Raw genomic sequence first — 24,338 nt, 5'->3', positions numbered from 1 at the left:
GATGGCCCCGATCACCGATGCTCACGTCGAGCGGGTGCGTGAGCTGGTCGCGTCCATCCCGGCCGGCCGGGTCGCCACCTACGGTGACATCGCCTCGGCGGCACAGCTTTCCAGCCCGCGCATCGTCGGCTGGATCATGCGTACCGACTCCTCGGACCTGCCGTGGCATCGGGTGATCACCGCGTCCGGTCGCCCGGCCGCACATTTGGTGACCCGCCAACTCGAGCTGCTGCGGGCCGAGGGTGTGCTGGCCGACGACGGCCGGGTGAATCTGGCCCACGCCCGCCACGAGTTCTAGAGCACCAGACCCTCTGGGGTTACACCTGGCTCGTCCGGAGTTCGATATCACCGGTGATATCACGTTGCGGAACAGAGCTATGTCTGCGCGGACCGGCCGGCGCTGATAGAGACGTCAGACTCACTTAGAGCACCAACCGGATCAACGCGGCCGTACGGGCCAACCCGGGGAACGCGGCCGCCGTCGAGCGTGGATGCAGTGCATGCACGGCGAGCCGGAACATCAACGCGCGCAACAACATCTGCGGCCACTCCGGCAACGCGTCCCACCGCTCGATCAGACCGTCGTCGGCCTCACCCCAGGCCAGTGCGTCGACCACGACCACTCCGGCCGCCCACGACGCCGGCCGCCAGTACGGGGTGATGTCGGTGATGCCCGGTGCCGCCGTTCCGGCGAACAACACGGTGCCGTACAGGTCACCGTGCACCAATTGGTTGGGACTCTTGGTGGGCTTACGCAACACGGCCAGCTGATTGATCAACTCCACCGACCGCTCGCCGTCCGCGGACCCGGGCGCCACCAGCGCGCCGGGCGGCAGCGAATGCAGCGGGCGTTCCTCCCACGCAGCCCGGTCGGCTGCGATGAACACGTCGACGTCACTCCACGGAGCCACCGGCGCCTGGGTCAGGAATCTCGGCCGTTCGAGTTTGGCGGTGGCCTCGTGCAGCCGCACCCCGGCCGAGACGACCTCGTCGTGGCGGGGCTCGGGGCTACCGGCGACGAATGTGTCCGCCCGCCAACCCGAGACCACGTAGCGTCCGTCGGTCGACCGCACCGGCCGCGCCAGCCGGACCCCGTCGACGAACAGCGTCTCGCGTGCTTTCGCCGACCAGGCGGCCCTGGCATGGTCGGCGATCACCGACAACACCACCTCGCCGCACTTGAAGCCGCCTTCCCAGCCCGCGCCCAGCGGTTCGGGATCGTGGCCCTTGAGACCGAACGCGGCCAGTACATGCTCAGGCGGGCGCTCGTCACTCACCCCGTCAGCCACCCCGACAGCCTAAATTGTCGCAACGCAAAGTAGTCGTCAGTAGAGCACCATGTCGGGATCGATTTGCTTCGCCCATGCCACGATGCCGCCCTGCAGGTGCATCGCATCGGCGAAACCGGCTTTCTTCACCACCGCCAGCACCTCTGCGGAGCGAACCCCGGTCTTGCAGTACAGCACCGGTGTGCGGTCGTGTGGCAACCTCGACAGGCCCTCGCCGGACTCGATCGCCGACTTCGGGATGAGCTCGGCGCCGGTGATGTGATTGATCTCCCACTCGACCGGCTCGCGGACGTCGATCAACGCCAGGTTCTTTCCGGAATCGAGCAACTCACGGAGTTCGAGGGGGGTGACGGCGGAACCCTGCGCGGCATCGACCGCGGCGTCGGACACCACGCCGCAGAACGATTCGTAGTCGATCAGTTCGGTGATCTTCGGAGTCTCCGGATCCTTGCGGATGGCGATCGTGCGATACGTCATGGCCAGCGCGTCGTACATCATCAGCCGGCCCAGCAGGGTCTCCCCGATGCCGGTGATGAGCTTGATGGCCTCGGTGCCCATGATCGAGGCGATCGACGCGCACAGGATGCCCAGGACGCCGCCCTCGGCGCACGACGGCACCAGGCCCGGCGGTGGCGGCTCGGGATAGAGGTCGCGGTAGTTCAGGCCGCGCTCGTTGCCGGCCTCGTCGGACGGGGCGTCCTCCCAGAACACCGAGACCTGGCCCTCGAAGCGGTAGATCGAACCCCACACGTACGGCTTGTGCGCCAGCACCGAGGCGTCGTTCACCAGATAGCGGGTGGCGAAGTTGTCGGTGCCGTCGAGGATCAGGTCGTACTGCTCGAACAGCTGCACCGCGTTGTCGGGGGCCAGCCGCTGTTCGTGCAGGCGGACGGTCACCAGCGGGTTGACCTCGAGGATGGACTCGCGCGCGCTCTCGGCTTTGGAGCGGCCGATATCGGACTGGCCGTGGATGATCTGGCGCTGCAAGTTGGACTCATCGACCACGTCGAACTCGACGATGCCGATCGTGCCGACACCGGCGGCCGCCAGATATAGCAGCGTCGGCGATCCCAGCCCGCCCGCGCCGATCACCAGCACCTTGGCGTTCTTCAAGCGCTTCTGACCGTCGACACCGAGATCGGGGATGATCAGGTGTCGGCTGTACCGCGCGACCTCGTCGCGAGTGAGCTCGGCGGCTGGCTCGACCAGCGGCGGCAACGAGGACACCGGCACTCCTAGGATCGGCTCGGTTTGGCTTACGCCCGACCGACGTTCACCATCCATCTCAACAGCTGGCCAGAGCAACGGCAAACAGCGGTGGAGGCTTCCCGACTATGCGATCGGATACGGCCAGGGGTTGAACCGGCAGGTCTTGCCGTCGGCCTTGACGTACTCCGGGTCGAAGCGCGACGCGTCGTCGTCGGAGGTCGAGAAGGTCTGCTGCATCATCACCGGCGCCAGGCCCCCACTGTCGGAGCAGGGCTCGTGGTGTTGGTAGCCGATCGCGTGGCCGACCTCATGGTTGATCAGGTATTGCCGGTAGGAGCCGATGTCGCCCTGGAACGGCACCGCGCCGCGCACCCACCGCGACTCGTTGATGAAGACCCGGGGCTGCGCGTCAGGCCCGTAAGCCGGGTTGTAGCAGGACGACTCCAGCGGGATTTCGTAGCCGCAGCCTTCCCGCACCGTCATCGGCGACGTCAGCGACACCCGGAAGTCGGGCTTGACGTCGGGGGCGTCGACGCGCTGAAAAGCGAACTGCGGATTGTGAATCCAGCTCTTGGGATTGCCGAGGGTCTCGGTGACCATCCGGGCGAATCCTTCGTCACCGCCGAACGACGCGGTGTCGACGCCGTCTTCGACCTCCACGGTGTAGGTGAATGTCTTGGCGGTTCCGTCACCGACCTTCGGCGTTGTGCCCGGGACAATGTGCCAGGTCTTGGCACCGGCCTCGGTGAATGCCCCACCCTCCGGCAGGATCCCGGTCGGCAGGTTGGCGTCGAACTCGGTGAGCCCGCGCGGTGGCGCGCCGATGATCGCCGTTCCGCTCGACCCGATCGTCGGCGGGCCTTGCACCGGCCCCTGGGCGGTGGTGTGCACCGCGGGCGCCGCGGTGCCGGTGATCGTTTGATAGAGCACGACTCCGGTGACCACCACCAGAACCGGCAGTGCATACGCGCGCCAGCCGTAGGCGGAGATGAACCGGCCCAACCAGCTCTGCTTACGCCATTGGCGGTGCTGATCCCGGTTGGATCTGGCCCGGCCCGATTCCCCCGCCAACGGGTCGCGCAACGCGCGCAGCGGCTCCCGCCACTCGTCGCGCAGCACCGGCACACGACCGCCGCCGCGGTGCCCCGGGTCGTAGGTCACCGACCCAGGATGGCACAACAGCCGAACACGGGAGTTCCGGCGCGCCCGTGCCCGCCGGACGCAGCTACGGGCGAGTAACCCCAGCCGGGTAGTAATGTCGACCCGACGGGCCGGCAGCGCGGGGGCATGGCGACCGGCCACAGAACCAGATTGAGGACTCGATGAGCGAACTCGCCGACACGGCCGAGCGGAAGTCCGCTCGAACAGCCAGTGGCGACCGTCCCGCCGCCAGCGCCCCGCGGCGCGGAAGCCGCCTGCCGCGCGACGAGCGGCGTGGCCAGCTACTGATCGCCGCCAGCGAGGTCTTCGTCGACCGCGGCTACCACGCCGCCGGAATGGACGAGATCGCCGACCGCGCAGGTGTCAGCAAACCCGTTCTGTACCAACATTTTTCGAGCAAACTCGAGCTCTATCTGGCCGTCCTGAACCGGCACGTCGAGAACCTGGTGTCCGGGGTCCGGCAGGCCCTGCGGACCACCACCGACAACCGCCAGCGACTGCGCGCCGCGGTACAGGCCTTCTTCGATTTCATCGAGCACGACGGCCAGGGCTACCGGCTGATCTTCGAGAACGACTACGTCACCGAGCCGCAGGTCGCCTCGCAGGTCAAGGTGGCCACCGAAGCCTGCACCGACGCGGTGTTCGACTTGATCAGCCGCGACTCCGGGCTGGATCCGCATCGCGCCCGGATGATCGCGGTGGGCCTGGTGGCGATCAGCGTCGACTGCGCCCGGTACTGGCTGGATGCCGACCGCCCGGTCTCCAAGGAGACCGCGGTCGACGGGACGGTGCAGTTCGCCTGGGGCGGACTGTCACACGTCCCGCTGACGCGTTCCTAGCGGCTACGCGCCGGCTGCACCGCCGGCACCGATCCCGAATCCGACCCGCCGTACGTCGGCGACACCGATCTCGACATAGCTGATCTTGGCGGTCTGCACCAGGAAGCGGCGGCCCTTGTCGTCGCTCAGGCTCAGAACATCCGGGCCGTCCTTGGCGAACGCCGAGGTCACCAGCTCTTCGACCTCAGCGGGCGTCTGGGAGCTGGCGAACACGAGCTCACGCGGACTGTCCGTGACACCGATCTTGACCTCCACGCTGGCCCCTTCTCTCTCGTCTGCGTCGTGTGCGCATCTACCCCAGGAAGGCTAGTGGACGCCCCGAAACAAAGACGTTCCGCGGTCGCGGCCAGCCGTTCGCGGTTAGCGAATAGGGCGTCAAGCTGCGATAACAGCATGGCAACGGACAGGCGCGCCGCGCCGTGGCGACGCGCGTGCGTCCATAACCTTTTCCCGTGAGCGACAACAAGCGCCGGCAGCGGCTGGTTCAGTGGCCCCGCGTGGCGCTGACCGTCGGCGGCGTCCTGGTCGCCGCCACCGCGACGACGTTCGTGGTGCGGACCGGGGACGCCGCCAGCACGATCGCGGATTCGAGCACCACCCCCACCCGCACCGTGGTGGCCATTCCCGGTCCCCGGACCTCGACGCCGGCACCGGCGCCGGTCACCGTCACCGTTCCCGGCTTGCCGGTGGAGACGCCCGTCATGGTCACGCCGCCCAGCCCGGCCGCCGCGCCGATGGCCCAGGCGATGGTCGATCCCGCCGAGATCGTCTACACCGTGGCGGGCAATCAGCGGCCCGACGATCCGGTGACGATCACCTACGCCGACGAGGTGGGCGCCCTGCGGACCGTGGAGAACGTCTCACTCCCCTGGCGGCTGACCGTCGTCCCGACCGTGCCCGTCAACTACGTGACCGCCAGCAGCAACGGAAGTCAGCTGAACTGCTGGATCACCGACGCGCGCGGGGCGACCGTGGCCGCCGCGACCGACAACACCATCTCGGCGACCTGTAACCGTTAGGTCAGGCCGAGCTCGCCCATCCGCTCGGCATGCGTGCGCTGCAGCCGGTCGAAGAAATCGGCGACCTGCCCGAGACCACCCGGACCGGCCAGCACCAGGTCGACCAGTTCGTCGCGCTCGGCCAGCACATACTGCGCCTGGGTGATTGCTTCCCCGAGCAGTCGGCGCGACCACAACGCCAACCGGCTGCGCTGGCGTCCGCTGCTGGTCACGGCCTTGCGGACTTCGGCAACCACGAACTGCGAGTGCCCGGTCTCGGAGAGAACCCCGCGCACCACCGCGGCCACCTCGTCGGGCAGCACGTCGGCGATCTCGAGGTAGAAATCCGCTGCCATCGCGTCACCGACATACGTCTTGACCAGCGCCTCGAGCCAGGTGCTCGGCGTCGTCAGCCGGTGGTAGTTCTCCAGCGCCGAGGCATACCGCGTCATTGCCGGGACGACGTCGACACCGCGCGCCTCCAGCGCCTCGCGCAGCATCTCGTAGTGGGCCATCTCGGCGGCGGCCATGCTCGCCATGTTGATTCGGCCGCGCAGGTCCGGAGCCATCCGGGCCTCCTCGGTGAGCCGATAGAAGGCGGCGACCTCGCCGTAAGCCAGCAGCGCGAACAACTCGTTGACGCCGGGGTGGTCGGCGGTGATCCGCGCCGGTGATTCCGAGGCGGGCTGGGGGGCCGTCATGGCCGTCACTGTAGTCCCGGCCGCAGCGTCGATCAGTGCCGGAGAGCGCGACCAGCTATGATGGGGTCTGACGAACGCCGTGAGGCGTGGTCAAGGAAATGTGCGTGCATGCAGTGGGCCCGCTCCCTCAGTGCAGGGCCCGGCGAATCGGGGCATCGAATCGATGGCACCGACTCCATTGTCGAAGTCAGAACTCGTGCGCGCGTGACATCGCATTCGAGGACCGACTACGGAAGGCGCTACGCCACCACATGACCCCACTGACAATTCATCCCCAAATCTCATTCGCCCAGCTCGGAGTCCGTGACGAGATCGTCCGGGCACTGTCCGAAGAAGGCAAGGAATTCGCCTTCGCCATCCAGGAGCAGACCCTGCCGATGGCCTTGGCGGGCGACGATCTGATCGGCCAGGCCCGCACCGGCATGGGCAAGACCCTCGCCTTCGGCGTGCCGCTGCTGCACCGCATCACCACCGACACCACCCGGCCGCTGACCGGTACCCCGCGCGCGCTGGTCGTGGTGCCGACCCGGGAGCTGTGTCTGCAGGTCCACGGCGACCTCGTCGCCGCATCGAAGTACCTGAAGGCGGATGAGTCGCGGAAGCTGACCGTCACCGCCATCTACGGCGGCCGCCCGTACGAACCGCAGATCGAGGCGCTCCAGAAGGGCGTCGACGTCGTCGTCGGCACCCCGGGCCGGTTGCTCGACCTCGCCCAGCAGGGCCACCTGCAGCTCGGCGGTCTGTCGGTCCTGGTCCTCGACGAGGCCGACGAAATGCTGGACCTGGGCTTCCTGCCGGACATCGAGCGGATCCTCAAGCAGATCCCGACCGAGCGGCAGGCCATGCTGTTCTCGGCGACCATGCCGGACCCGATCATCACGCTGGCTCGCACGTTCATGAACCAGCCCACCCACATCCGCGCCGAGGGTGTGCAGGGTGCCGCGACTCACGACACCACCGAACAGTTCGTCTACCGCGCCCACGCGCTGGACAAGGTCGAGATGGTCAGCCGCATCCTGCAGGCGCAGGGCCGCGGCGCGACGATGATCTTCACCCGCACCAAGCGGACCGCACAGAAGGTGTCCGACGAGCTGGCCGAGCGCGGGTTCAAGGTCGGCGCCGTACACGGCGACCTGGGCCAGATCGCCCGCGAGAAGGCGCTCAAGTCGTTCCGCAGCGGCGACATCGACGTGCTGGTCGCTACCGATGTCGCAGCGCGCGGCATCGATATCGACGACATCACGCACGTGATCAACTACCAGATTCCCGAGGACGAGCAGGCCTACGTGCACCGCATCGGGCGCACCGGCCGGGCCGGCAAGACCGGCATCGCCATCACCCTGGTGGACTGGGATGAGCTGGAGCGCTGGTCGATGATCGACAAGGCCCTCAAGCTGGACTGCCCGGACCCCTCGGAGACCTATTCCAACTCTCCGCATCTCTACGAAGAACTGAACATCCCCACCGATGCCGGCGGCACGGTCGGCGCTGCGCGTAAGTCGCAGGGCGCCAAGTCGCAGGGCGCGAAAGCGCAGGACGGTACCCGGATCAGTTCCGCCGACTCCGACCGGCAACGGCCCAGCCGCAACCGCTCTCGCCGGCGCACCCGCGGCGGCGAGGGAGCCACTGGACACGCGGCCACGCAGGCCGACGCCCCCGCAGACGGCGACAAGCCGGCCGAGGGCGGCGACGACAGCCCGGCCCGCAAGCGCCGTCGCCGGCGTCGTCCGCGCAACGCCGCCGAGGCCCCCGCAACCGCAGGCTGACGACCGCTATCGTCGCCTAGATGGTCAGACCCGAGCGCCGCACCAAGGGCGATCTCGTCGCCGCGGCGACGATCGCGCTTGTCGTGGCCGTCATCGCCACGCTGTTTTGGTGGAACAGCTCTGCGCGGGCCACGGTCAGCCGGCCCGCCAGCTCACCGGCGCCCAACCCGGTCCCGGCGCGGGTCGTTCCCGACACGCTGCAGCAGTTGTGGACCGCGAGCAGCCCACGCACGCTGAGCCCGATCGTCGTCGGCGGCACCGTGGTGACCGGCGACGGGCGGACCGTCGACGGGCATGACCCGCAGAGCGGTCAGATCCGGTGGACGTTCGCCCGTGATACGAACCTGTGCGGGGTGTCCTACGTCTACGACCTCGCCGTCGCGGTGTATCCGGATGCGCGTGGCTGCGGACAGGTCAGCAGCATCAACGGTGGCACGGGCCGCCGCGGGCCGACCCGCACCGCCTACGCCGACAAGCAGGTGGTGCTGAGCTCCAACGGCAGCGCCGTGCTGTCCGCCGGTGCCACCCGGCTGGAACTGTGGCGCTCGGATCTGGTGCGCATGCTGTCCTACGGCGAGATCGATGCCCGGGTCAAACCGGTCAACCAGGGCATCGGTGCCGGCTGCACCCTGATGTCGGCGGCGGCCAGTGACGAGGCCGTGTCGGTGATGGAAGCCTGCCGCGACCAGAAGGACCTGCGCCTGACACTGCTCAAGCCGGCGAAGGAAGAAGACGAGCCCGACACCAAGAACGTGCCGCTGCCCGGCGTCGGCGCCGATTCCGAGGCCCGCGTGCTTGCGGTGTCGGGCACCACCACCGCGGTGTACCTGCCGTCCCCGCAACCCCAGATCGCCGTGTACGACGACACCGGCACCAAGATCGCCAGCACGTTGTTGAAAAAGGCTCCGGTGCTTGCCAATCCGGCCCAGGCCGTCACCCGCGCCGGCGATTTGTACACCTGGTGGACCGGCGACAGCGTGGAAGTGTTCGACGCGCGGCTGTCCTATCGCTACACCATCGAGGCATCGGCTGCGGTGGCCCCGCTGGGCCCGGGGACGATGATGGCGGGCCGGCTGCTCATCCCGCTGACCAACGGCATCGGGGTGTACGACCCGGGCAGCGGCGCCAGCGAGCGGATCATCGCCGTCACCCACCCGGCCGGCACGGGACCGGTGGTGCCCGCCGTCACCGGCTCGTCGGTGATCGAGCAGCGCGGTGGCGTGCTGGCCGTGTTCGGGCCGAAGCCCTAAACCTCAGGAGTGAAGGTCGGCAGCGCTTTGCCGGACTTCCAATACTTCAGCAGCGCGGCCGCCAGATCACGATATGCCATGCCGCCCTTGCTCTTTCGGCCCGCCAGCACCGATGAACCGGACGCGCTTGCCTCGGCGAAGCGGACCGTGCGCGGGATCGGCGGCGCCAGCACCGGCAGGTCGTAGCGGTCGGCGACATCGAGCAGCACGTCGCGACTGTGCGTGGTGCGCGAGTCGTACAGCGTGGGCAACGCACCCAACATCTTCAGGTTCGGATTGGTGATCTGCTGTACATCGTCGACGGTCCGCAGGAACTGCCCCACCCCGCGATGTGCCAGCGTCTCGCACTGCAGCGGCACGATCACCTCGTCGGCCGCGGTCAGCCCGTTGAGGGTGAGCACACCCAGCGACGGTGGACAGTCGATGATCACCACGTCGAATTGGTCGAGCTTGTCCAGCGCGCGCTTGAGGGCGTACTCACGTCCGGCGCGCATCAGCAGCATGGCTTCCGCACCGGCAAGGTCGATGTTGGCCGGCAGCAGCGTCATGCCTTCGGCCGTCTCCACCAGCGCCGCGTTGGGCTCGACATCGCCGAGCAGCACCTCGTGCACCGACACCGGCAACTTGTCCGGATCGGTGCCCAGCGAAAACGTCAGGCACCCCTGCGGGTCCAGGTCGACGAGCAAGACACGCTTGCCCGCATCGGTGAAAGCCGCCCCAAGAGACGCGACCGTGGTTGTCTTGGCCACCCCACCCTTCTGGTTGGCCACCGCCAATACTCGGGTCACACCGACCATCCTTGCAGGTTCGCCGCCGTTACGTCCCGGCTGCCACGGCGCGCCTGGTCATCGGGCAGAATCAATGATCGTGAGTGTCGGTACGCATCGGTTGGTCCTGCTGAGGCACGGCGAGACCGAATGGTCCAAGAGCGGCCAGCACACCAGCACCACCGACCTCGATCTCACCGAGCACGGGCGCGAGCAGGCCAAACTGGCCGCGCACACGATCGAGCACCTCGGCCTGGACAACCCGCTGGTGGTCAGCAGCCCTCGCCAGCGCGCCCTGGCGACCGCCGAGCTGGCCGGGCTGACGGTGGACGACGTGTCGCCGCTGCTGTCGGAGTGGAATTACGGCGACTACGAGGGCCTGACGACCCACCAGATCCGCACCGACACCCCGGGCTGGCTGCTGTGGACCTACGGCTGCCCCGGTGGTGAGAGCGTCGACCAGGTCAGCATGCGTGCCGACCAAGCGGTGTCCTACGCGCTGGAGCGGATGGTCGACCGCGACGTGGTGTTCGTCGGACACGGGCACTTCTCCCGCTCGGTGGTGACGCGTTGGGTGGAGCAGCCGCTGCGTGAGGGTGCGCGCTACGGGTTCGGTGCGGCCTCTGTTGCGGTGTGCGGATTCGAGTACGGCCTGCGACAGCTCTCGGCGCTGGGCTTGACCAGCCACCGCGAGCCGGTCACCGGGACGTGATGACCCTTCCGTCCTTTGTGCTGAGCGGCCCCGCCGGGACAGTCGTCGCCGAGGGGATCCGGACGGGGTACGACGACGTCGCGGCAGCGGCGGCCGCGCTGGCCGACGGGTCGGCAGACGTGGTGGTCGGCGCGCTGCCGTTCGACATCCGGAGCAGGGCGGCGCTGATGACGCCGATGACGGTGACGTTCGGCGACGCCCTTCCGTCCTGGTCCACAGCACCACTACCCGCGGTGCGGATCGAGGCGATGGTGCCGGCGCCGGCGGAGCATCGCGCCCGAATCCGCGCCGCGCTGGATCGCCTGAGCGCGCCCGAAAGTGCTTTGCAGAAGGTCGTTTTGGCGCGGGCACTGCGCCTCGTCGCCGACGGTCCACTCGACGCACGAGCGATCCTGGACCGGCTGGTGGCCGCCGACCCCGAAGCATGCGCCTACCTGGCCGACCTGTCCGTGGCGGGTGGTGACCACACCGGTACGGCGCTGGTGGGGGCCAGCCCCGAACTGCTGGTCGCCCGCTCCGGTGAGGTGGTGACCTGCCAGCCGTTCGCCGGGTCCGCTCCGCGATCGCCCGATCCGCAGGCCGACGCGGCCAACGGTGCCGCACTGTCCGAGTCCGGCAAGAACCGCCACGAACACCAGCTGGTCGTCGACACGATGCGCGCCGCGCTCGAACCGCTGTGCGTCGACCTGGAGATCGCGCCGCAACCGCAACTGAGCCGCACCGCCGCGCTGTGGCATCTGTCCACCCCGATCCGCGGCCGGTTGCGTGATACCGCAACCACCGCAATCGATTTGGCGCTGGCACTACATCCCACCCCGGCGGTGGGCGGGGTGCCCACTGCAGCGGCGGTCGATCTGATCGCGCAGCTCGAAGGTGACCGCGGCTTCTACGCAGGGGCGGTGGGCTGGTGCGACGCTCGCGGTGACGGCCGGTGGGTGGTGGCGATCCGCGGCGCGCAACTGTCCGCCGACCGGTGGGGGGCGCTCGCCCAGGCCGGCGGCGGCATCGTCGCCGAATCCGACGCCGATGACGAAGTCGCAGAGACCACAACGAAATTCAGAACCATACTGTCAGCCCTGGGAGTTCAGAAATGACCGAAGTCCGGATGGCCCGTCCCGGCGACGAGCCGGAGATCGTCGCGATGATCCGTGAACTCGCCGAGTTCGAGCACGCTCTGGATCAGTGCACGGTGACCGAAAGTCAGATCACCGCAGCGCTTTTCGGCGACAAACCGGTCGGATCGTGTCACCTGGTCGAGATCGACGGCGAGGCCGCCGCGGTAGCCCTGTGGTTCCGGACGTTCTCCACCTGGGACGGCGTCGCCGGCATCTACCTGGAAGACCTGTTCGTGCGCGACAAATTTCGCCGCCGTGGCTTGGCCCGCACGCTGCTCGCGACGCTGGCCAAGGAGTGTGTCGACAACGGGTACACCCGCCTGGCGTGGGAAGTGCTGGACTGGAACGTCAACGCGATCGCGCTCTACGACGCCGTCGGCGGCAAGCAGATGTCGGAGTGGATCAACTACCGGGTCAGCGGCCCTGAGCTCGACGCGCTGGCCGCTGAGGCCTAGTCCGTCGACTGGGAGGCCCAACGCAGCGCCGGCGGGCTGAACAGCAGCGCCAGCACCGCGATAGCCACCCCACCCATCGCGACCGCGTAGATCGGCTGGTGCGCGGCCACGATGTACCAGGCCACCGGCAGCAGCAGCAGGTTGGCGAACACCGCGATGCCCCGGCCCCAACGCCGTCCGGTGACCAGCCCCCAGCCGGCAGCCGCGACCGCCCCGCCCATCACCGCAAACCAGCCTGCCGTGCCGTACCCGTTGACGATGTGCTGGTCAGCGCCCGCCAAGGCGCGCACCACCAGCACCACGGCCACGACGACCGCCACCACACCTTCGGCGGCCGCCACGAAGCCGGCGTAGCGGACCACGGGCGGGACAACGGATTCGGTCACCCTCGTAAGGTAGCCGGTCACACCGCGCCCACTTGGGCCGTGCGGCCTATGACGATTCCGGGCGCGCGGCGCGAGACCAGCCCAGCGGGCTGAGCCTGCGGTAGGGGTCGGTCTCCCGAAGGCTGAGAAGGTCGTCCAGGATCTGCTCCAGCGCGGTCTTGGTACGGCGCTTCACCTCGTCAGCCCAGCCCGAGGCGTCGATCCCCACCGGGATGGTGGTGTCTATCGGTGTGCCGAACCGTAGGTACATCCGCTCCGGCCGGGGAATGAGGGTCGGCCCTATTCCGCGCATCAACGGCATCGCCATATCTTGTCTGCCGCCGAAGCGACCGCTCACGGCCTGGCTGAACCGACCCCACGCGCTGTCCCGTGTCGTCAGACTCCGGTACACGTCGTCTCCGCCGACGAGTCCCACCGGGACGATGGGATATCCGTTCTCCACCGCGATCCGCGCAAATCCCGACCGCCCCTGCCAGCGCAGGGTGTATTCCTCGCCCTTGAACTTCGGGATCTCCCGACCGCCCCCGGGGAACACCAGGATGGTCTGGTCGTGGCGCATGAGTTCACGCGCGGTTTCCGGCGCTCCGACCACGCCGCCGAATGCCGCCAGCAGGTCGCCGGGCAGACCACGCATCTGGCCGAACTGACGGTCGGCCAACGGCCGCACCCGCACCCCGATCTCCCGGCGCACCGCGTACGGGATCAGGAGGGCCTCAGCGCCGCCCTGAGTGTGGTTGCCCACCAACAGAAATCGGCCGTCAGCGGGCAGGTTGTCCAGCCCGTCGACGTAGGGGCGCCACAGGTCGACCACCGGCTGGATGCCGTCGGCGACGGCCCCGAGTACGTGCTTGATGGCGCGGACCCGTGGCGGGTGGTTCATGACAGCGGTCACGTCGACCGTTGCTTCGCTGCTCTCGGCGACCATCTCGCCCACTCCCATCGTCCAGACGAACTAGTTCGTTCTTTATACTCGATCTTCATGAGAAGCACCTCAGAGCTGCGCGAGGAGATCCTGGCCGCTGCTCGCAGCGAGTTCGCCCGGCATGGTTTCGCCGGCGCCCGCATCGACCGCATCGCGACGGCGGCCAGCGCCAGCAAGGAACGCCTCTACGCCCACTTCGGCGACAAGGAGACGCTGTTCCGCGAGGTGCTCGCCACCAACGTCGCGGAGTTCTTCCAGGCGGTCCGGATGCTGCCCGACAATGTCCCGGAGTTCGTCGGCGGGATGTTCGACTTGAGCGTGCGCCGGCCCGAACACCACCGGATGGTGTCGTGGGCCCACCTCGAGGGGCTGACGCTGGAGCCGCCCAGCGCTGACGGGCTGCCCCTGCCCCAACTGGCGCTCGCCGCGATCGAGGAGGCTCAGACCACGGGTCACGTCGACGCGTCGTGGGATCCCACCGACCTGATCGTCGTCCTGTTGGGGATCGCGTTGGCGTGGGCGCACTGGCCCGATCCCGCGGCCGACACCACGTCGGCGGAGGCACTGGCCGGTCGACGCGCCGCGGCGGTCGAGGCGGCGGCCCGCGTCATCGCCCCTAGCGCCGGAACACCACCCACCGCATCGCGCAGTACATGAAGACCCCCTCGCACGCTCCCGCCGCCATCCGGGCCAGGTGGTACTCCACACCGAGAGCCCGCAACGCGGTGGAGACGCCGAGGATGAACGCCAGATAGTTGATCACCACCACGACGACGTAGACACCCACCTGCGGTCCCACGGCTGCGTGCGACCGGAAATTCACCACCCGGTTGAGCACGTAACTGGCCGCGAAGGCGCACACGTAGGCCACCGTCACCGCGGCCCCGAACGTCACGTGCAGCACCCCGTGCAGCAGCGTGAGCACCAGCAGGTCGAGCGCGAAGGTGCCGGAGTTGATCACCACGAAGCCCAGAAAGGTCGGCGGCACAACCGAATTCAGCCCAAACGGCAAGCGCGCGACCGCCGCCTCGCAGGCCCGGTGAAACCAGCCGACGGCGCTGACCGAACCCGGCTCCGACCCCACGACCACGTCGCGAGCATGCCACCGGCAGCTGTCCGCTTCGTGATGAGCAGACAAACACTTCGAACAGCCCTTCGGCACCCGTCTAGGCTCATGGCTCGTGCGTGCCGTCCTGATCGTCAACCCGAACGCCACTTCCACCACCGCGGCCGGCCGTGACCTCCTGGCCCACGCGCTGGAGAGCCGGGTGGACCTGTCCGTCGTCCACACCGACCACCGCGGCCACGCCATCGAGATCGCCGAAGCAGCCCGCAACGACGGCACCGACGTGATCATCGTCCACGGCGGCGACGGGACGGTGAATGAAGTGGTCAACGGGCTGCTGGGCCGGCCTGGACGGCCGTTGCCGGAGTCGATGCCCGCAGTGGCGGTGGTGCCGGGCGGCTCGGCCAACGTGTTCGCCCGCGCGCTCGGGATCAGCCCGGACCCGATCGTGGCCACCAATCAGCTCGTCGACCTGCTCAGTGCGCGCCGCAACGGCGCAGCCTGGCGCGAGATCGGGCTGATGGACTGCGGCGAGCGCTGGGCGGTGTTCACCGCAGGCATGGGGGTGGACGGTGACGTGGTGGCGGCCGTCGAGGCGCAGCGCGCCAAGGGCCGCAAGGTCACCCCGGGCCGCTACATCCGCGTCGCGGTCCGCGAGATGCTGGCCAGCGCGCGCAACGAGCCGCTGCTCACCCTCGAACTACCCGGCCAGCCTCCGCGAAGCGGCGTCTACTTCGCATTCATCTCGAACTCCAGCCCGTGGACGTACGCCAACACCAGGCCGGTGTGGACCAACCCGGACACCACGTTCGAGACCGGCCTTGGCGTTTTCGCGATCACCAGCATGAACGTCTGGCGGAACCTCATGCTGGTGCGCCGGATGCTGTCGAAGAAGCCGGTGATCAAGGCCAAGCACCTGATCCGCTACGACGACGTGGCGTGGGTGCGGGTCACCGCCGACGAGCCCGTCGCCAGCCAGATCGACGGAGATTTTCTGGGGTTGCGCGCGGAAATGACGTTCCGCGTCGTTCCGGGAGCCCTCTGCGTCGTCGCTCCGCCCGCAACAAACGGCCCTGACCAGCAGTAATGGGATTGCGCCGAAGGATTCAGGGCGCAGATGAGTTGAGTGTAGTACAAACGGGTAGAGGGTTCGGTAACCCACCCCCAGCCAGACCTTGTAGTGACATTGCCCACGTGTTAACTGAGTTCTATTGACATCCGTCGAGGACGTGAAACGATCGGATGCAACAACACAGAAACATTTGTGTGCACCGCATTAACAGCCGAAGAAAAAGTGAGTGCGCTTCGTCGCGCACATAGTAAGGAGTAGCGACAAATGGATTGGCGCCATAAGGCGGTCTGCCGTGACGAGGATCCGGAACTGTTCTTCCCCGTGGGGAACAGTGGCCCGGCGCTCGCCCAGATCGCTGACGCGAAGCTCGTCTGCAACCGTTGTCCCGTGACGACGGAGTGCCTGAGCTGGGCTTTGGAATCCGGCCAGGATGCCGGCGTCTGGGGCGGTATGAGCGAGGACGAGCGCCGTGCGCTCAAGCGGCGCAATGCCCGCACCCGCGCACGCAGCACCGTCTAGCCCGCCCTTTCGACAATTTTGACATCGCGGTCCCGGCAAATGCCGGGGCCGCGATTTCTATTTGCAAATGTCGTGTCGGTCACATTTGCTATTGGGGAAGTCGAGCACTCGAACGCCGGCCGAGTGGTACCCGCAACACAACATCGGTCCCACCGCCGGGAACGTCGTGCATTCCCAGCGAGCCGTCGAGCTCCGCGGTGACCAGCGTTCGCACGATCTGCAGACCCAGCCGGTCGGACTTCTCCAGCGAGAACCCTTGGGGAAGCCCGCGCCCGTCATCGTGCACGACGACGTCCAGCCACCGCGCCGAACGCTCCGCCCGAATCGTCACGCAGCCGCCCTTGGCCGTCGACTCGAAGGCATGCTCGATGGCGTTCTGCACCAACTCGGTCACCACCATCACCAGGGCGGTGGCCCGGTCGGCGTCGAGCACCCCCAATGCCCCGTCCCGGTTGATCCGGATCGGGGTGTCGACCCGGGCGACGTCGTTCATGATCGGCAGGATCCGGTCGATGACCTCGTCGAGGTTGACCTCCTCGTCCACCGACATCGACAGCGCCTCGTGGACCTGGGCGATGGACGCGACCCGTCGAACCGACTCCATCAGGGCCTCGCGGGCCTCCTCGTTACTGGTCCGCCGGGACTGCAGGCGCAGCAGCGCGGCGACGGTCTGCAGGTTGTTCTTCACCCGGTGGTGGATCTCGCGGATGGTCGCGTCCTTGGACAGCAGAGCGCGATCGCGGCGCTTGACCTCGGTGACATCCCGGATGAGCACCGCAGCCCCCGCAGCGGCGCCGTGAACCACCAGTGGCAGCGTGCGCAGCAGCACCGCTGCTCCCCCGGCATCGACCTCGAGCCGCATGCTCGACCCGCCGGACAATGAGTCGCGGACGTGTTCGGCCAACTCCTGGGCCTCGAACGGGTCGGAGATCAGCGGCCGGGTGATGACCACCAGGTTGTGGCCCTCCAGCTCGGCGGCCAGCCCCATCCGGTGATAGGCCGACAGCGCGTTGGGGCTGGCGTAGACGACGACGCCGTCGACGTCGAGGCGGATGAAGCCGTCGCCGACACGTGGGCTCGATCGGGACAGCGCCAGATCGCCCACGTTGGGAAAGGTGCCCTCCGACAGCATGTGCAGCAGGTTGCCCGCACAGTCCAGGTAGGCCCGCTCCAGCGGCGAGGAGGTGCGCCGCTCGGCCAGGGCGGTCTGGTGCGTCAGCACGGCGACGACCTGATTGCTGTAGCGCACCGGGACCGCTTCGACGTTGATCCCTGGTTCGCGCAGCTCCAGATCGCTGTCGCCGCGCCCGATCGCTCCCGAGGTGAAGGCCGAGGTCACCAGCGGCAGATCGCCGTCGGCGACCACGGAGCCGACGGCGTCGCGGATCAGGACCGTCGGGGCGGTGTTGGGCCGGCATTGAGCCACGCAGACCAGCGCACCGTCATCGCGGCGCACCCACATCAGATAGTCGGCGAACGAGAGGTCCGCCAGCAGCTGCCACTCGCCGACCACCGCATGCAGGTGATCCACCGCGCTGCCCGGCAACATGGTGTGCTCGGCGAGCAGGTCACCGAGGGTGGACACCGGAGTTAGTCGATCACGGCAATGAGGTCGCCGGCCTGGATGACGTCGCCCACAGACACGCTGACCTCGGTGATGGTGCCGCCCACTTCGGCGAGTACCGGGATCTCCATCTTCATGGACTCCAGAAGCACCAGGGTGTCTCCCGCGCCGATCTGGTCACCCTTGCTGACCACTACCTCGAGCACACTGGCCACGATCTCGGCGCGAACATCCTCGGCCATCTTCACCTCACTCTTGGTACCGCTCGTCTCTCAATGCCGCTCTATCGAACCACAACACCGGGTGGTCAGAGGTTCGACTGCGCCGTGAGACACTTTATTCAGGGCTCACCCATGCAGAGCAAAATCACTGGAGGTACATCATGGCCAAGCGTGGTCGTAAGAAGCGTGACCGCAAGCACAGCAAAGCCAACCACGGCAAGCGGCCCAACGCCTGATCCACACTCAGGCTAGTCATAAAAGGCCCGGCATCATGCCGGGCCTTTTATGTGTTCGCGCGTCAGCCGCGCCGGATGATCGTGGTCTGGCTGATCTGTAGCCGCACCTTCTCCAGCAGGTGCTGGGGCGCCTTCTCCCCGCTGCACCGCGACGCGACCAGTTTCTTGATCCGCTCCTCGACGCCGTAATGGCGCAGGCACGTCGGGCACTCTTCGAGATGATGACGCAGGCGGTCTCGGGTCTCGTTGGTGCATTCACCGTCGAGCAACGTCCAGACCTCGGCGATCACCGCAGCGCACTCGGGGTGCTCGGGGTCGACCGGGCCGATAGGCGGGCGCCACTCGGCGTCGTTACCCGATACCTGATCGTCGGTCATGACGACACCTCCTCTGGAGCATCCTCCACCTGTCCCCTGGCGAAGCCACGTTCCTTCGCCACGTCGGCCAGCAGGCCACGTAGCTGGCGCCTGCCTCGGTGAAGCCGGGACATCACCGTCCCGATCGGGGTATCCATGATCTCGGCGATCTCCTTATACGGGAAGCCCTCGACGTCCGCGTAGTACACCGCCATCCGAAACTCCTCCGGCAGCGCCTGCAGAGCTTCTTTGATCTCGGTGTCGGGCAGCAGTTCGAGTGCCTCGACCTCAGCCGAACGCAGACCCGTTGAGGTGTGCTCGGCGTTGGCCGCCAACTGCCAGTCGGTGATCTCCTCGGTCGGATACTCAGCCGGCTGGCGCTGCTTCTTGCGGTAACTGTTGATATACGTGTTCGTCAGAATCCGGTACAGCCACGCTTTGAGGTTCGTCCCCTCGCGGAACGAGCGGAAGCCGGCGTAGGCCTTGACCATGGTCTCCTGCAATAGGTCTTCGGCGTCGGCCGGGTTGCGCGTCATGCGCAGCGCACCGCCGTAGAGCTGGTCCAGCAGCGGAATCGCGTCACGCTCGAAGCGTGCCGTCAACTCCGCATCGGACTCTTCGCGCTGGGGAGCCTCGATGTCTATGTCGGTCATTGTGGGTGACACAGTCCCTTCTGCCGCTGCGCCCGTGACGAGCTCCAGTAGCGGTATCGGACGGATGAAAAGTGCGGGTGCCTGCTCATCGGCCATTACGACTGCAGCTGACACCGGACTTCTCTCCTTCCAATCCTAAGGCTGTGACCAACATCTTTTCGGTCGCGGGCCTCGAGAGCTGCGACCAATGTCCACAACAGGATTTCTCGCCACGCTATTTCCCATGGTTATTCTGTGCCCCGTGAGTCGTGCGGCCACCCCGGCGATCGCCGCGCTGATCGCGGCCGAGGCACCCCATGAGGTGCTGCGTTACCACCATGACCCGCGCTCGGATTCCTACGGCGGCGAGGCGGTCGCCGCTCTGGCAGGCGATTCGCTCGTGCCCGAGCAGATCTTCAAAACGCTGGTGATCGCCTCGGGTTCGGCGCTGGCGGTGGCGGTCTTACCGGTGCCGTGGAAGCTGTCGCTGAAGGCGGCGGCCGCCGCGCTGGGCCTCACGAAGGTGGCGATGGCCGACCGCGCCGCCGCCGAACGCGCCACCGGTTACGTGCTCGGCGGCATCTCGCCGCTCGGACAACGCAAGCGACTGCCGACGGTGGTCGACGCGTCGGCGCTCGGTTATGACCGGGTGCTGTGCAGTGCGGGCAAGCGGGGCTGGGATGTCGGTCTGGCACCACAGGATCTGATTCGACTGACCGAGGCGGTGACCGCCGACATCCGCGCCGTCTAGGGTGACGGAATGTCCTTCTCCGGCAAGACCATGTTCATCTCGGGAGCCAGCCGCGGCATCGGCCTGGCCATCGCCAAGCGCGTCGCCGCCGACGGCGCCAATATCGCGCTGGTGGCCAAGACCACCGAGCCGCATCCCAAGCTGCCCGGCACCATCTACACCGCCGCCAAGGAGATCGAAGAGGCCGGCGGCCAGGCTCTGCCGATCGTCGGCGACGTCCGTGACGGCGACTCGGTGGCCGCCGCCGTGGCCAAGGCGGTCGAACAGTTCGGTGCCATCGACATCTGTGTCAACAACGCCTCGGCCATCAACCTCGGCTCCATCGAGGAGGTGCCGCTCAAGCGGTTCGACCTGATGAACGGCATTCAGGTGCGCGGCACCTACGCCGTCTCGCAGGCCTGCATCCCACACATGAAGGGCCGGGAGAACCCGCACATCCTCACCCTCTCCCCGCCGATCCGGCTGGAATCCCAGTGGCTCAAGCCGACGCCTTACATGATGGCGAAGTTCGGAATGACGTTGTGCGCGTTGGGAATCGCCGAAGAGATGCGCGACGCCGGTATCGCGTCCAACACGCTGTGGCCGCGTACCATGGTCGCCACCGCGGCCGTGCAGAACCTGCTCGGCGGTGACGAGGCGATGGCCCGCTCCCGCAAGCCCGAGGTGTATGCCGACGCCGCTTACGCTGTGCTCAGCATGCCGGCCCGCGACTACACCGGACAGACGCTGCTGTGCGAGGACGTGCTGGTGGACTCCGGCGTCAGCGACCTGTCGGTATACGACTGCATCCCGGGATCGGAGCTGGGAGTGGACCTGTGGGTCGACACCCCCAACCCGCCCGGTTACCGCAACCCCTAGGCGCCGAGCACCTGGACGACGGTGTTGCGGCCCGTTTCCTTGGCTCGGTACATCGCCTCGTCCGCGCGCGCCGTCGCGGTGGTGGCAGTTTCACCGGGAACGGCGAGGGTGGCGCCAATGCTCAAGCTGGCGTGGATGATTCCGCCCGGGTGGTAAATCGGTTCAGCCGCGCGATGCCGGATCGATTCCGCGATTTCGATGACGGCATCGAGGTCGCGGACCGCGGGCAACAGGACGAGGATCTCGTCGCCACCGGTTCGCCCGACCGTGTCGCCCTGACGCACGCAGTCACGGATGCGGGTCGCCAGGGCCGCGAGCACGGTGTCCCCGACCGCGTGCCCCCACTGGTCGTTGATGCGCTTGAAACCGTCGACGTCGCAGAACAGCACACCCAGGCAGCCGCCGTCGGAGGCCAGGGCGGCCAGCGCTGATTCGAGACGGGCGATCGCCTCGGCCCGGTTGACCAACCCGGTGAGTTCGTCGAACCGGGCCAGCCGCTCGAGCCGGCGCTCGAACTCGACCTGGTCATCGACGACGCGCAGGGCCGCGATCACGCCGTCGGTCTCCCCGTCGCCGCCCACGTATGGTTTCGAGCGACAGTCGACCCAGTGGTGTCCGCCGTCGGCGCGCATGATCCGGAACCGTTCGACGGCGGGTTCCGCGGCGCCGGTGGGCTGTCGTCCCACGCTGACCAAACCCACATCGTCGGCGTGGATGTGGCGATCGAAGTCCGATCCGATCCACGATCTGTCGCCGAAAGTCGTTCGGACCGAAGGTGAAGCCCACACGACCTGGGTACCTCGCAGATGGATGACGGCGTCCACGGCGTTCTCGGCGAGGATCCGGTAGCGCGCTTCGGCGTCCTCGCGTTCGCGGATCAGCAGTGCCCTGTCGATCAGCAGGCGCTGTTCACGCTGGCTCAGGTAGAACACCGCGACGCCGATCACCGCGGCGCCCGCCGAGATCGACAGCGGCCACACCGCACCCTCCTCGACCCCGAATGCGAGGAACGCCAATCGGGACAGCCCGACGACGAGCGGCAAGGCGACAAACAACGCAGCCATCCGGACCAGTCCCAGACCATCGGGGCGCGCCAGTAGCCACGCCACGGGATTGGCGTCGACGCGCCCGGCGAAGGTCGCGGCGATCAGCAGCAGCAAGCTGACTGCGGTCGCAATTCCCATCCCGGTTGACGGCGTCGTCTCGATGACGGAGAGCGCGTGGAACGTGTAGACCACCGTCACCAGGAACGGCATGATCGCCGCGGACACCAGGCACACCGTTCGCACCGATCTGACCGCCCGATGGTCCAGGCGCATCAGCGCGACCGCGATCCCGAGCAAGAGGACCGTCACCGCCGTCTGGACGGCCGGGCGACCCGGATATGGCCGCTGCATGGCCGCGACGCCGCCGGGGAACCACAGCCTGTCCACCCCGAAGGCCAGGCCGGTTGCGTATTCGGCGATGAATACCGTCGCGATCGCCGCACAGGCCATGGCCAACGCGCGCGCGACCCAAACCCGCCCGGGGGTGGCACGGCCGGACTGCAACAGGATTGCCACACCCAGAGTGGCCATCACCAGCGCGCCCCAGGGCGTCATCTGCGGCCACGACCGAAAGACTCTGGTCAACCGCTCGGTACCGGTCGCCCAGCCGAGCCAGTCCGCAGCGGTGACCACAAAGACCACCGCCAGGGCCGTGCGGCCGGCTCGACGCACCAAAGTTTCGAGCTGCGCGTCGAGTTCGGTCTCGGCCATCGGATCCCCCGTACAACGGTGTACCGGCATTGTGCCGTACCCGGGTGTCACGGCGACGCGCGTTCACCGGGCATTACGTCGGCAAACGCAGGTGACTTAAGTCAATGCCGTGAGTGCCCGCGCGCTGCTAGTTCTTCGGGCGGAGCCCGCGCTGCTAGTTCTTCGGACGAAGTCCACGCTGCTAGTTCTTCGGGCGGAGCCCGAACCGGCGCACACCGTTGCCCGCGAAGGCCCGCATCGCCGCCAACGCGATCCGGCCCTGCCGCCGCGATGACGAGTACCAGACCAGCTCGGACTTCTGCGTGGGAATTCGCGGAGCCGTGATCGCCTGCTGGCGGCAGAACTTGATCAGCCCGCTGGGGCCGCCGGCCCGGTAGCCGATACCGGAGTCCTTCCAGCCGCCCATCGGAAGCGACGGGCAGAAAACGTTGGTCAGGGCGTCGTTGATGTTGACCGCGCCGCACTCCAGGCGCCGGGCCACCCGCTCACCGCGTTCGATGTCGCCGGTCCACACCGTGGCCGACAACCCGTACTTGGAGTCGTTGGCCAACCGGATGGCCTCCTCCTCGTCGGCGACCTTCACCACCGGCAGCGTCGGGCCGAAGGTCTCCTCGGCAATGCAGGACATGGTCGGGGTGACTTCGGCAAGCACGGTCGGCTGGTAGAACGTGCCGACCCCGGTGGGCTTGCCGCCGGTCAGCACCCGAGCGCCGGCGGCGACGGCGTCCTTGACGTGACCGTCGACGATATCGCGTTGGGCCGCGGTGGCCATCGCGCCGGTGTCGTACTTGAAGCCCGAATCTTCTTGCCCCTGAGCGAGATTGCGGACATTCGCGGTGAGCTTGCCGATGAACTCGTCGTACACCGGAGCCTCGACGTACACCCGCTCCACCGAGATGCACACCTGCCCGGAGTTGAACATCCCGCCCCAGGCGATGCCGTTGGCGGCGCGATCGATGTCGGCGTCGGCCAGCACGATCGCCGGATCCTTGCCGCCGAGTTCCAGACTGAACGGGATCAGCCGCTCGGCACAGGCCACCGCGACCTTGCGGCCGGTGGCGGTCGATCCGGTGAAGTGCACGTAATCGGCATTGTTGATCACCGCGGCGCCGGTCTCGCCGTAGCCGGTCGCGAGGCTGAGCACCGGCGGCGCGCCGACCTCGGTCCAGCCCCGGGCGAACTCGACGGCCGAAAGTGGGGTCACCTCAGACGGTTTCAGCAACACCGCCGCACCCGCGGCGAGCGCGGGCACCACGTCGAGGGCCAGCATCGCCAGCGGGAAGTTCCACGGCTCGATGATCCCGACCACCTGGTACGGGCGGTAGCGGGTGGTGAGCTTCTTGATCTTGTACAGCGGGCTGTGCGGCTTGGGGTGGGCATCGGCCAGGAACGCCTCGGCGTTGCCGGCCCAGTACTTGATCGAGTCGGCGATCGCCACCGGCTCGAGGCTGGCGTCGTTGCGCGACTTGCCCGACTCCGACATCAACACCTCGGTGAGGTGATCGGCGTTGTCGAGGATCCAGTCCTGCCACTTGAACATCCACGTCTTGCGTCCGCGCGGGCCGATCTCTTCCCACTCGGTTTGGAACAACCGCAGCTCTCGGGCCTTCGCGGCGACGGCGTCCGGACCGTCGACCGGCACGGAACCGGCGACGCGGCCGTCGGCCGGGTTGTGCACGGTGATCGTGGCCTTGTCGGCTTTGGGCTCGACGGCGGTCATGGCCGCTCCTCTCGCT

At 67.7% G+C, this 24,338-nt stretch carries 29 protein-coding genes; 14 read left to right on the top strand and 15 right to left on the bottom strand.

Features of this window, described 5'->3' with window-relative positions; all coding sequences use genetic code 11:
* Position 1 precedes the first annotated feature (1 nt).
* Entirely contained in the window at positions 2 to 298 is a 297-nt protein-coding gene (locus tag G6N32_RS06850; RefSeq protein WP_115316650.1) for an MGMT family protein, read from the top strand.
* A gap of 124 nt (positions 299 to 422) precedes the next feature.
* Here the strand turns inward: G6N32_RS06850 and G6N32_RS06845 are convergent, their stop codons facing one another.
* The 3 genes from G6N32_RS06845 to G6N32_RS06835 all read right to left on the bottom strand — a co-directional run bounded on the left by G6N32_RS06845 (position 423) and on the right by G6N32_RS06835 (position 3,659).
* Positions 423 to 1,277: a TIGR02569 family protein gene (locus G6N32_RS06845; RefSeq protein ID WP_115316651.1), complete on the bottom strand. Its 855-nt coding sequence runs from the start codon at positions 1,275 to 1,277 to the stop codon at positions 423 to 425.
* Positions 1,278 to 1,325: 48 nt separating this feature from the next.
* Entirely contained in the window at positions 1,326 to 2,516 is a 1,191-nt protein-coding gene (moeZ, locus tag G6N32_RS06840) for an adenylyltransferase/sulfurtransferase MoeZ (protein ID WP_115318772.1), read from the bottom strand.
* 105 nt (positions 2,517 to 2,621) lie between these two features.
* Complete coding sequence (locus G6N32_RS06835; RefSeq protein ID WP_115316652.1) at positions 2,622 to 3,659, bottom strand: DUF3152 domain-containing protein; 1,038 nt, start codon at positions 3,657 to 3,659, stop codon at positions 2,622 to 2,624.
* A gap of 161 nt (positions 3,660 to 3,820) precedes the next feature.
* Between G6N32_RS06835 and G6N32_RS06830 the strand changes: the two genes are divergently transcribed.
* The gene (locus G6N32_RS06830; protein WP_115316653.1) at positions 3,821 to 4,498 is read left to right on the top strand and encodes an HTH-type transcriptional activator FasR; all 678 of its coding nucleotides are present in this window, start codon (positions 3,821 to 3,823) and stop codon (positions 4,496 to 4,498) included.
* Between the two features lie 3 nt (positions 4,499 to 4,501).
* Here G6N32_RS06830 and G6N32_RS06825 read toward each other — a convergent pair whose 3' ends face one another.
* Entirely contained in the window at positions 4,502 to 4,753 is a 252-nt protein-coding gene (locus tag G6N32_RS06825) for a DUF3107 domain-containing protein (protein ID WP_036340122.1), read from the bottom strand.
* Between the two features lie 197 nt (positions 4,754 to 4,950).
* Between G6N32_RS06825 and G6N32_RS06820 the strand changes: the two genes are divergently transcribed.
* Positions 4,951 to 5,517, top strand: a complete 567-nt coding sequence (locus G6N32_RS06820; protein WP_115316654.1) for an MmpS family transport accessory protein — start codon at positions 4,951 to 4,953, stop codon at positions 5,515 to 5,517.
* On the opposite strand, the gene G6N32_RS06815 is transcribed toward G6N32_RS06820, so the two are convergent.
* Positions 5,514 to 6,197, bottom strand: a complete 684-nt coding sequence (locus tag G6N32_RS06815) for a ferritin-like fold-containing protein (protein WP_115316655.1) — start codon at positions 6,195 to 6,197, stop codon at positions 5,514 to 5,516. The genes G6N32_RS06820 and G6N32_RS06815 overlap by 4 nt on opposite strands.
* Before the next feature lie 251 nt (positions 6,198 to 6,448).
* Between G6N32_RS06815 and G6N32_RS06810 the strand changes: the two genes are divergently transcribed.
* On the top strand, positions 6,449 to 7,963 hold the full coding sequence (locus G6N32_RS06810; protein ID WP_115316656.1) for a DEAD/DEAH box helicase: 1,515 nt from the start codon (positions 6,449 to 6,451) through the stop codon (positions 7,961 to 7,963).
* Between the two features lie 20 nt (positions 7,964 to 7,983).
* Positions 7,984 to 9,213 (top strand): Rv3212 family protein, encoded by a 1,230-nt coding sequence (locus G6N32_RS06805; RefSeq protein ID WP_115316657.1) that lies wholly within the window; start codon positions 7,984 to 7,986, stop codon positions 9,211 to 9,213.
* Here the strand turns inward: G6N32_RS06805 and G6N32_RS06800 are convergent.
* The gene (locus G6N32_RS06800) at positions 9,210 to 10,010 is read right to left on the bottom strand and encodes a ParA family protein (protein WP_163789167.1); all 801 of its coding nucleotides are present in this window, start codon (positions 10,008 to 10,010) and stop codon (positions 9,210 to 9,212) included. The two genes, G6N32_RS06805 and G6N32_RS06800, sit on opposite strands and share 4 nt — an antisense overlap.
* Before the next feature lie 70 nt (positions 10,011 to 10,080).
* Here G6N32_RS06800 and G6N32_RS06795 point away from each other — a divergent pair, with 70 nt between their 5' ends.
* Genes G6N32_RS06795 through G6N32_RS06785 form a run of 3 tightly spaced genes read left to right on the top strand, consistent with a single transcriptional unit; the run spans position 10,081 to position 12,262 of the window.
* Positions 10,081 to 10,692, top strand: coding sequence for an acid phosphatase (locus G6N32_RS06795; protein ID WP_115318774.1), 612 nt, complete (start codon positions 10,081 to 10,083; stop codon positions 10,690 to 10,692).
* Positions 10,692 to 11,786, top strand: coding sequence for an isochorismate synthase (locus tag G6N32_RS06790; protein ID WP_276047598.1), 1,095 nt, complete (start codon positions 10,692 to 10,694; stop codon positions 11,784 to 11,786). Before G6N32_RS06795 ends, G6N32_RS06790 begins: the two co-directional genes overlap by 1 nt.
* Positions 11,783 to 12,262 (top strand): GNAT family N-acetyltransferase, encoded by a 480-nt coding sequence (locus G6N32_RS06785; protein ID WP_115316659.1) that lies wholly within the window; start codon positions 11,783 to 11,785, stop codon positions 12,260 to 12,262. The genes G6N32_RS06790 and G6N32_RS06785 overlap by 4 nt, the downstream gene beginning before the upstream one ends.
* Here G6N32_RS06785 and G6N32_RS06780 read toward each other — a convergent pair.
* Both G6N32_RS06780 and G6N32_RS06775 read right to left on the bottom strand, forming a co-directional pair.
* Entirely contained in the window at positions 12,259 to 12,648 is a 390-nt protein-coding gene (locus tag G6N32_RS06780) for a hypothetical protein (protein WP_115316660.1), read from the bottom strand. The genes G6N32_RS06785 and G6N32_RS06780 overlap by 4 nt on opposite strands.
* A gap of 46 nt (positions 12,649 to 12,694) precedes the next feature.
* Positions 12,695 to 13,528, bottom strand: a complete 834-nt coding sequence (locus G6N32_RS06775) for a lysophospholipid acyltransferase family protein (RefSeq protein ID WP_410432560.1) — start codon at positions 13,526 to 13,528, stop codon at positions 12,695 to 12,697.
* Positions 13,529 to 13,627: 99 nt separating this feature from the next.
* Here G6N32_RS06775 and G6N32_RS06770 point away from each other — a divergent pair, with 99 nt between their 5' ends.
* Positions 13,628 to 14,227, top strand: coding sequence for a TetR/AcrR family transcriptional regulator (locus tag G6N32_RS06770; RefSeq protein WP_115316661.1), 600 nt, complete (start codon positions 13,628 to 13,630; stop codon positions 14,225 to 14,227).
* Here G6N32_RS06770 and G6N32_RS06765 read toward each other — a convergent pair.
* A complete protein-coding gene (locus G6N32_RS06765; RefSeq protein WP_115316662.1) occupies positions 14,187 to 14,660 on the bottom strand; it encodes a GtrA family protein in 474 nt (157 codons plus the stop codon). The genes G6N32_RS06770 and G6N32_RS06765 overlap by 41 nt on opposite strands.
* Positions 14,661 to 14,751: 91 nt before the next feature.
* Here G6N32_RS06765 and G6N32_RS06760 point away from each other — a divergent pair, with 91 nt between their 5' ends.
* On the top strand, positions 14,752 to 15,723 hold the full coding sequence (locus tag G6N32_RS06760) for a diacylglycerol/lipid kinase family protein (protein WP_115316663.1): 972 nt from the start codon (positions 14,752 to 14,754) through the stop codon (positions 15,721 to 15,723).
* Positions 15,724 to 15,972: 249 nt separating this feature from the next.
* Positions 15,973 to 16,227: a WhiB family transcriptional regulator gene (locus G6N32_RS06755; protein WP_083121098.1), complete on the top strand. Its 255-nt coding sequence runs from the start codon at positions 15,973 to 15,975 to the stop codon at positions 16,225 to 16,227.
* An 88-nt stretch (positions 16,228 to 16,315) separates the two neighbouring features.
* Here the strand turns inward: G6N32_RS06755 and G6N32_RS06750 are convergent, their stop codons facing one another.
* Positions 16,316 to 17,812 (bottom strand): two-component system sensor histidine kinase PdtaS, encoded by a 1,497-nt coding sequence (locus G6N32_RS06750; protein WP_115316664.1) that lies wholly within the window; start codon positions 17,810 to 17,812, stop codon positions 16,316 to 16,318.
* A 5-nt stretch (positions 17,813 to 17,817) separates the two neighbouring features.
* Positions 17,818 to 18,033: a biotin/lipoyl-binding carrier protein gene (locus G6N32_RS06745; protein ID WP_036345994.1), complete on the bottom strand. Its 216-nt coding sequence runs from the start codon at positions 18,031 to 18,033 to the stop codon at positions 17,818 to 17,820.
* A gap of 140 nt (positions 18,034 to 18,173) precedes the next feature.
* Between G6N32_RS06745 and G6N32_RS29280 the strand changes: the two genes are divergently transcribed.
* On the top strand, positions 18,174 to 18,248 hold the full coding sequence (locus G6N32_RS29280) for a 50S ribosomal protein bL37 (RefSeq protein ID WP_011728008.1): 75 nt from the start codon (positions 18,174 to 18,176) through the stop codon (positions 18,246 to 18,248).
* 62 nt (positions 18,249 to 18,310) lie between these two features.
* Here the strand turns inward: G6N32_RS29280 and rsrA are convergent, their stop codons facing one another.
* Together rsrA and G6N32_RS06735 are read right to left on the bottom strand one after the other, a co-directional pair.
* Positions 18,311 to 18,625, bottom strand: coding sequence for a mycothiol system anti-sigma-R factor (rsrA, locus tag G6N32_RS06740; RefSeq protein WP_115316665.1), 315 nt, complete (start codon positions 18,623 to 18,625; stop codon positions 18,311 to 18,313).
* Entirely contained in the window at positions 18,622 to 19,257 is a 636-nt protein-coding gene (locus tag G6N32_RS06735) for a sigma-70 family RNA polymerase sigma factor (RefSeq protein ID WP_170310582.1), read from the bottom strand. Before G6N32_RS06735 ends, rsrA begins: the two co-directional genes overlap by 4 nt.
* A 241-nt stretch (positions 19,258 to 19,498) precedes the next feature.
* Here G6N32_RS06735 and G6N32_RS06730 point away from each other — a divergent pair, with 241 nt between their 5' ends.
* Entirely contained in the window at positions 19,499 to 19,987 is a 489-nt protein-coding gene (locus tag G6N32_RS06730; RefSeq protein WP_232077537.1) for an aminoacyl-tRNA deacylase, read from the top strand.
* Between the two features lie 9 nt (positions 19,988 to 19,996).
* On the top strand, positions 19,997 to 20,845 hold the full coding sequence (locus tag G6N32_RS06725; RefSeq protein WP_115316667.1) for an SDR family oxidoreductase: 849 nt from the start codon (positions 19,997 to 19,999) through the stop codon (positions 20,843 to 20,845).
* On the opposite strand, the gene G6N32_RS06720 is transcribed toward G6N32_RS06725, so the two are convergent.
* On the bottom strand, positions 20,842 to 22,602 hold the full coding sequence (locus G6N32_RS06720; protein WP_232077535.1) for a diguanylate cyclase domain-containing protein: 1,761 nt from the start codon (positions 22,600 to 22,602) through the stop codon (positions 20,842 to 20,844). The two genes, G6N32_RS06725 and G6N32_RS06720, sit on opposite strands and share 4 nt — an antisense overlap.
* A 181-nt stretch (positions 22,603 to 22,783) precedes the next feature.
* Positions 22,784 to 24,322, bottom strand: coding sequence for an aldehyde dehydrogenase family protein (locus G6N32_RS06715; RefSeq protein ID WP_115316669.1), 1,539 nt, complete (start codon positions 24,320 to 24,322; stop codon positions 22,784 to 22,786).
* Positions 24,323 to 24,338: the final 16 nt, after the last annotated feature.

Source organism: Mycolicibacterium aichiense (assembly GCF_010726245.1).
Taxonomy (GTDB): domain Bacteria; phylum Actinomycetota; class Actinomycetes; order Mycobacteriales; family Mycobacteriaceae; genus Mycobacterium; species Mycobacterium aichiense.
Note: the sequence above shows the minus strand (reverse complement) of the source record. Positions and strands in the feature narration are given on the sequence as shown.

Excerpts from the sequence above, each read along its gene's own strand:
- G6N32_RS06850 (WP_115316650.1), top strand. The coding sequence starts at position 2 with ATGGCCCCGATCACCGATGCTCACGTCGAGCGGGTGCGTGAGCTGGTC.
- G6N32_RS06830 (WP_115316653.1), top strand. The coding sequence starts at position 3,821 with ATGAGCGAACTCGCCGACACGGCCGAGCGGAAGTCCGCTCGAACAGCC.
- G6N32_RS06815 (WP_115316655.1), bottom strand. The coding sequence starts at position 6,197 with ATGACGGCCCCCCAGCCCGCCTCGGAATCACCGGCGCGGATCACCGCC.
- G6N32_RS06810 (WP_115316656.1), top strand. The coding sequence starts at position 6,449 with ATGACCCCACTGACAATTCATCCCCAAATCTCATTCGCCCAGCTCGGA.
- G6N32_RS06805 (WP_115316657.1), top strand. The coding sequence starts at position 7,984 with ATGGTCAGACCCGAGCGCCGCACCAAGGGCGATCTCGTCGCCGCGGCG.
- G6N32_RS06800 (WP_163789167.1), bottom strand. The coding sequence starts at position 10,010 with ATGGTCGGTGTGACCCGAGTATTGGCGGTGGCCAACCAGAAGGGTGGG.
- G6N32_RS06790 (WP_276047598.1), top strand. The coding sequence starts at position 10,692 with ATGACCCTTCCGTCCTTTGTGCTGAGCGGCCCCGCCGGGACAGTCGTC.
- G6N32_RS06785 (WP_115316659.1), top strand. The coding sequence starts at position 11,783 with ATGACCGAAGTCCGGATGGCCCGTCCCGGCGACGAGCCGGAGATCGTC.
- G6N32_RS06775 (WP_410432560.1), bottom strand. The coding sequence starts at position 13,528 with ATGAACCACCCGCCACGGGTCCGCGCCATCAAGCACGTACTCGGGGCC.
- G6N32_RS06770 (WP_115316661.1), top strand. The coding sequence starts at position 13,628 with ATGAGAAGCACCTCAGAGCTGCGCGAGGAGATCCTGGCCGCTGCTCGC.
- G6N32_RS06755 (WP_083121098.1), top strand. The coding sequence starts at position 15,973 with ATGGATTGGCGCCATAAGGCGGTCTGCCGTGACGAGGATCCGGAACTG.
- G6N32_RS06745 (WP_036345994.1), bottom strand. The coding sequence starts at position 18,033 with ATGGCCGAGGATGTTCGCGCCGAGATCGTGGCCAGTGTGCTCGAGGTA.
- rsrA (WP_115316665.1), bottom strand. The coding sequence starts at position 18,625 with ATGACCGACGATCAGGTATCGGGTAACGACGCCGAGTGGCGCCCGCCT.
- G6N32_RS06735 (WP_170310582.1), bottom strand. The coding sequence starts at position 19,257 with ATGACCGACATAGACATCGAGGCTCCCCAGCGCGAAGAGTCCGATGCG.
- G6N32_RS06725 (WP_115316667.1), top strand. The coding sequence starts at position 19,997 with ATGTCCTTCTCCGGCAAGACCATGTTCATCTCGGGAGCCAGCCGCGGC.
- G6N32_RS06720 (WP_232077535.1), bottom strand. The coding sequence starts at position 22,602 with ATGGCCGAGACCGAACTCGACGCGCAGCTCGAAACTTTGGTGCGTCGA.
- G6N32_RS06715 (WP_115316669.1), bottom strand. The coding sequence starts at position 24,322 with ATGACCGCCGTCGAGCCCAAAGCCGACAAGGCCACGATCACCGTGCAC.